The sequence below is a fragment of the Paraburkholderia jirisanensis genome (genome assembly GCF_054782355.1).
This window is the reverse complement of record NZ_BAAGSQ010000025.1, coordinates 387410-393827: the sequence shown is the minus strand read 5'-3', so window position 1 is coordinate 393827 and position 6418 is coordinate 387410. Positions and strand designations below refer to the sequence as shown.

Genomic DNA, 6418 nt, shown 5'->3' with positions numbered 1-6418 from the left:
GCCTAAAGCCTTTTGAGAGCGCGCCGCCGCAACGCAGCCGGCGTGCCGCCGGCAGGCCGTCAGTGCAGCCTGCGCAGCGGAAATCGGTTACACGGTCTGATCCGCCGGCTGCCGCGGGCGCACGGCCGCGCGGCGGCCCGGCCACGCGCAGCGCAGCAGGTCAGCCCGGGGGCGAGTCATGACTGCGTTGAAAGGACAGCACGCTCGCCAGGTCCTGCGCACGTCCACGCAGGCTGTCGAGATGAGTTGCGGCAGGCATCGCGACGAGCGGCGCGTCGAGCAGCGCAGCCAGCACACGTGAGCCTTCGGGGTGCGTGGTCGTATCGTCGGGGCCGTAACCGATCAGGCACGGTGCAACGATGCGATCGACGTAGATGCGGCAATCGGTTGCCATGATCGGGTGATTCATCCGGCAGTACTGATCGAGCAACTGCGGATTCGCGAACGGATAGAGCACCAGCGGCGCGAGCTCGGCATCGGAGAGTTTCGCCATGAAGCCGATCAGTACCGCGCGCAGCGACTGCGCGCTGACCTGGCGGGACACGACCATCTCCATCAGCGCCTGCAGATTGCGTTGATGTTCGGTTTTCGGCGCGGCTTCGCCCAGATCGAGATCGCCGAACCACAGTGCCAGCGAGCGCACGCGGTGCGGATGGCGGGCCGCGAGCGCCATCGCCAGCACTGCGCCGCCGCAGATGCCGAGCACATGCGCATCGTCCCAGCCGGCTTCGTCGAGAATCGCCGCGGCGTCGCCCAGCTGGTCGTCGATCGTCAGGTTCCGCACGCTCGCGCTGTCCGGACCGAACATGCCGCGGGTTTCCCAACTGGCCACCGGCCGCACTTCGCTGATTCCGCGCAGCCAGCCTTCGATCAGTTCGAGCGGCATGCCGGGCGCGCCGATCAACAGCACCGGATGAGCGTCGCGCGCCAGTCCCGCGTGCACCGCCGACAGGCGTACCCCATCGGGCGCGCCGACGGTGTGCCGGATGGCGACGCCGTCGAGGCCGCGCGTGCGCGCCGCTGCGATCGCCGCAATCGCATGGTGCGCAGGGTGCGCATCCGCAGGCGGCGCGGCGCGGCCGGCCAGCAAACGCAGCGCAACCCGCTCGAGCTCATCCTGCGCCGCATCGGCGGCGATGCGGCGCGGCGCGCGCATGCCCGCCGCCACGAACAGTGCATCGAGCAGCGCCGTGTCGGCAGCCGCGCCGCCCGGCAGCTGCGCACCGGCCACCCCGGCGGGAATGCCGATTGCCGTGGCCAGTTGCCCTTCGAGCGGCGCCAGCCGCAACACGGCGTCAGCCAGGTTCATAGTGCGTCCGGAAACTTGAAGCCGCGCGTGGTTTCGGTCGCGATCCGGTTGTGCCGGTACTCGTCGGTGCCCGCCACCAGCACCGCACCGTAGCGGTCCAGCTTGATGCGGCCGCCATACTCTTCGATCGCATCGGTATCCGGATAGACCTTCACGCAGGTCGGCACGTAGCGCGACGCGAAGCCGAGCCGCATCTTTTTGCTGTTGCCGAGATGCGGGTGCGACGCATGCATCAGGGTCGACCAGAACATCACCGCCTCGCCTGCACGCAGCTCGATCGACACCGCCTTATCGACTTCCGGCTCCCAGTCCGGATCGATCTGCAGCTCGCGATAGTCGTAGCCGAAAAAGCCGCGCCGCACGCCACCGTCCTTGGACACCGAATTGATGTCGTCCGGCTTGTAGCGCATGCCCTTGGTTTCGTCGTAGAACATTTGCGTCTGCGTGCCGGGAATGAACTGCAGGCAGCCCATTTCGATGCTGGCTTCGGTAAATGCGGTCCAGACCGTGATCGTGCCGCCGAATTCGCGCTCTTGCGGCCAGATGATCTGCGGCGAGCCGGATGCATTGGCAAAGGTGTCGGCCTGGTGCCAGTCGGTGCCTTCGTCGCCCGGATACTTCGGGAAAAATTCGGTACGCCAGCACAGCAGGTCCGGTCCGAGCACCGAACGTACGCGGCCGACGATTTCCGGCGCATACACGTGCTCGGCCAGCATTTGCGAGTCGAGATGGCGATCGTAGTTCGCGATGTTGGTGTTGCCCGATACGCTGTCGAGATCGTAGATCGCGGCCGAGCGGTCCATCAGCCTCATGCGTTCGACCTTCCACAGCGCTTCCATCTGCTCCGGCTCGTAGACCTTGATCGGGGCGATAAAGCCATTGGTCTTGAAAGACTCGAGCTGTTCGTCTGTCAGGTGAGGGATGGTCAGCGCGTCCATTACACTTTCTCCGTTTGCAGGGTTTTGCGTTTCGATTCGCGATTGACGACCGCCGCAATGTTCGTGATCGAGCAGTCGCCTTCGAACTCGACGCCGCTCAGTTGCAGTCCTAGCTGCGCGTTCAGCTGCAGGATGATCCGGCTGATCGAAAGCGAAGTGGCGCCCTGATCGAACAGATCGAGGTCCCACGACAGATTCGGCTCTTCGAGCGTCGCGCCGCAGATTTCGGCGACCACCGCCGTGCTCGAGGGCTGCGCGCGTCCCTGCGCGGAACCCTCGGTCTGGTTGCTGGTTTCCAGAGTTTTCATGAGTGCTTGTCCGTTACGTTTTCCGTTGGAAGTGAGCGGGATGTGGCTGACCTCGATGAAGCGCGCGGGGATCATCTGCGGCGGCAGGCGCCTCGCGGCCTCGGCCATCACCGTGGCGGCGGCGGCCGGTTGTTGCGCAGCAGCCACGTAAAACGCGAGCAGCCGCTTGTCGTCGTTCCCGAGGTCCTGAACGACAACCATGCACGACTCGATGCCTGGAATCGCGCCGATCTGGTGTTCGACTTCGCGTAGTTCGATACGAAAGCCGCGCAGCTTCACCTGGTCGTCCGAGCGGCCGAGGTAGAACAGTTCGCCGCCGTTGCGGCACGCCATGTCGCCGCTGCGATAGGCGCGTACCGGCGTGCCGCCCGGCCCCAGCGGCAGCAGGCAAAAGCGTTCGGCATTCAGTTGCGGGCGCCGCAGGTAGCCGCGCGCCACGCCGGCCCCCGTCACGACGATTTCGCCTGCTTCGCCGGCCAGCGGCTCGTGGCCGGCCGCATCCAGCAGATGGACCTGCAGGTCGTCGAGCGGCGTGCCGATCGGACTGGACTGTGCATGCACGGCATCCGCATGCGACAGCGCACGGTAGGTCACGTGCACAGTGGTCTCGGTGATGCCGTACATGTTGACCAGCTGCGGCGCGTGCTCGCCGTAGTGGTCGAGCCAGCGCTTCACATGGCTCGCATCGAGCCGCTCGCCGCCCATCACGACGCAGCGCAGTGCAGGAAAGCGGCGCCTGGCCGCTATCGATGCCTGCGCGAAATGGCTGAAGGCGCTCGGCGTCTGCGACAGCATCGTCACGCGGGCCGCCTCCACCAGTTCGGCGAAGCGGCCCGGCGAAGCGGCCACGGCGGACGGCACGATGACGAGCTTGCCGCCGTACAGCAGCGCGCCCCAGATTTCCCACACCGAGAAATCGAAGCTGATCGAGTGGAACATCGTCCACACGTCGTCGGCGCTGAAACTGAAGTGCCGTTCGCACACGCTGAAAAGCCGCGTGACGTTGCCGTGCTCGACTACCACGCCCTTCGGCTGTCCGGTCGATCCGGATGTGTAGATCACATAAGCGCTGTCCTGCGCGTCGACTGCGAGCCCCGCGCGCGCGGCCTGTTCCGGCGCGGCCAGATCCACTTCGACCGAAAGCGGCGCGCCCGGCACGCGGCATGGTTCGCCCGCACGCGTGACGATCGCGGACACGCGTGCGTCGTCGATCAGATAGCGCAGCCTCGCGTCGGGATAGCGCGGATCGAGCGGCACATAGGTGGCGCCTGCCTTGAGAATGCCGAGCATGCCGACGATCAGTTCGCAGCTGCGCTCGATGTACAGGCCGATCAGTTCACCGCGTTCGTGTACCACACTCGTCAAACGCTGCGCCAACGCACTCGCGCATGCGTCCAGCTGACCGTAGGTCAGGCGCACGCCGTCGCATTCGAGCGCGATACGCTCGGGCGTAGCGGCCGCCTGACGTTCGAAGCATCGATGCAGCGCCTCGCCCGTGCCGCCGTGCGGCTGCTTCAACGTGTCCATGCTTGCCCCGCCAGTTGCTGTTGCGCGCGGGCCATCAGCTCGTCGGCAATCGCATCCACGTGACGTCGCGAACGATGTTCGAGTTCGCCGCCGCGCGCAAAGGTGTTAAACGCGCCCATCGCGGGCCCGCTATGAATCTGGAAATTGGCGCGTTCGGTTTCGGTACCGTCCATGGCCGCTTCGATCGAGCGCGAGAAGTACCACTTGAAGACCCGCGCCATACGCGCTTTCTGGTCGCTTTCGAGGCGTGCCAGTTCGCCCGCGCGCGTGCCGGCCAGACGCTCGCAGGTGCTCTGCCAGATCGCGTCGAACGAACGGCCCATGAAGCGCTCGAAGGTATCGCGCGTGCGGGCCGGCAGTTGCGCCAGACTGTCGTGCGTGCGGTACGCCTGATACAGCTGGTTCGCGCGGGCCGGAAACAGTGTGCCGCGCCGCACGACCTGAACCCGCGCGCCGGTGATGAACAGATCGCCGGCCGGGGCATACGCGGTGTCGTGCAGACCGAGGTCGGCGAGCATGTCTTTCACCGTCTCCGAGGTTCCCGCCTCCGGCGAGCACTGGTTCACCGAGCCGACCAGCACGAATTGCGCGCCCATCACAAAGGCCGCGGCAATCGACTCCGGCGTGCCCAGACCGCCGGCCGCGCCGATTCCGGTCAGCGCATCGAGCGGCGCGCGCGCCGCGCATTCGTTGCGCAGCCGCACCATCGCCGGTAGCAACGTCAGCGCCACGCCGGCATCGGTATGTCCACCCGAATCGGCCTCCACGCAGAGCTCGGTCGCCACCGGCAGACGCCGCGCGGCCTCGACCTCGGCGGCACTCAGACGGCCTTCGTCGCGCAGCCGCAGAAGCAACGCATCGGCCGGTGCCGCGAGGAAGGCTCGCGCGACTTCGTTACGCGACACCTTCGCGAACACCTGGTTCGGCGCATACGCGCGGCCGTTGCTCAGCGTCGCGCCGCGGAAACGGTATTCGATCAGCGGCGCGCCGATCTGCATGAACGCCGATGCCTCGATTCGAGTGATGTCGTGCTTCAGATACAGATCGACGGTCTGCTGCTCGAGCTCGGGTTGCCCGGGCGACGCCAGCAGATTCATGCCGAACGGTGCGTCCGGGCCCAGTTGCGCGCGGATTGCGAGAATCGCCCGCTCGACCTCGTCGAGCGGCAGCCCGCCCGCGCCGAAGAAACCCAACAGGCCCGCACGGCCGGCACGCACCACCATCTCGACCGATGCGATACCGCGAAACATCGAGCCGATCACGTACGGCAAGCGCACCTGGTGACGTTCGCAAAATGCCTGGCCGATACGGTTGGCACGCGGCGCGAAAACCGCCGCGGGCAGTGCTACGGGTGACGCATCCGCCGGCGCGGCAAACTGCGCGACAGACTTCGCGGCGGCGGGCGCAGCGTCGAGCGTCGGCGCGGGCGCAGCGGCCGTCGCAAACACGCGCACCGGCGGCTCGACTTTGGCGGCCTCGTCCCACAGATTCGCCATCGCCTTGCCGGGGCCGATCTGCATTGCACGCGCGACGCCCAGACCGCGCAGCGTCATCAGACCATCCCACCAGCGCACGCTGCTTTCCAGCTGTCGCGCGAGGATCGGCCGTACGTCATCGGGCGGGTAGACATCGCCGCTCAGATTGGCGACTACGGGCGTGTGCAGCGCGCTCATCGGCGTGGCCATCAGCACCTGCGCAAAGCGCGCGGCAACCGGCTTCATCTGACGCGAATGGAACGCCGCGCTGACCGCCAGCGGAATGACCCGCGCAAGTTTCGTTTGGCGCGCGTGAGCAGCGAATGCCGACACCCCCGTCGGTTCACCGGAAACAACCAGTTGCGTCGGTGAATTGAAGTTGGCGATTTCCAGACTGTTACTGCAACCGGCACGCCCGAGTTCCTCGCGCAGTGCATCGCGATCGAGCCCGATCACCGCGGCCATCGCTCCGCCGTCGACTTCGCTCATCAGACGGCTACGCTCGACGACCAGACGCAGCCCGGTTTCGAAATCGAAGCATCCGGCCGCGTGAAGCGCATTGAACTCGCCCAGGCTATGGCCCGCGAGGTAATCCGGCCGCGGGCCCTGCCGGAGTGCGCGATAGGCGCTCAATGCATTGACCACGAACAGCGCAGGCTGCGTAAAGGCGGTGCGCGTCAACTGCTGGCCGGGATCCTCGAGGCAGAGCTGCTCGATCGAATAGCCAAGAATCGCATCGGCCTTCGCGACGAATGGCGCAAACTCGTCGAACAGATCGCGGCCGCCCATGCCTTTGTGCTGGGCGCCCTGCCCCGGAAACAGCCACGCCACCGGTTCTCGATTCCGCGCGTTCATGTGAAC

The 6418-nt window shown here is 66.5% G+C and carries 4 protein-coding genes; all 4 read right to left on the bottom strand.

Annotated elements, in window-relative coordinates; all coding sequences use genetic code 11:
- Positions 1–160: 160 nt before the first annotated feature.
- From ACYVNQ_RS13685 to fabD, 4 genes are read right to left on the bottom strand one after another with little or no spacing between them, the layout of a single operon-like run.
- Complete coding sequence (locus tag ACYVNQ_RS13685) at positions 161–1309, bottom strand: alpha/beta fold hydrolase (protein ID WP_460903037.1); 1149 nt, start codon at positions 1307–1309, stop codon at positions 161–163.
- Entirely contained in the window at positions 1306–2247 is a 942-nt protein-coding gene (locus tag ACYVNQ_RS13680) for a chlorinating enzyme (protein WP_460903036.1), read from the bottom strand. Before ACYVNQ_RS13680 ends, ACYVNQ_RS13685 begins: the two co-directional genes overlap by 4 nt.
- Positions 2247–4082, bottom strand: a complete 1836-nt coding sequence (locus tag ACYVNQ_RS13675; protein WP_460903035.1) for an amino acid adenylation domain-containing protein — start codon at positions 4080–4082, stop codon at positions 2247–2249. The genes ACYVNQ_RS13680 and ACYVNQ_RS13675 overlap by 1 nt, the downstream gene beginning before the upstream one ends.
- Entirely contained in the window at positions 4070–6412 is a 2343-nt protein-coding gene (gene fabD, locus ACYVNQ_RS13670) for an ACP S-malonyltransferase (RefSeq protein ID WP_460903034.1), read from the bottom strand. Before fabD ends, ACYVNQ_RS13675 begins: the two co-directional genes overlap by 13 nt.
- Positions 6413–6418: the final 6 nt, after the last annotated feature.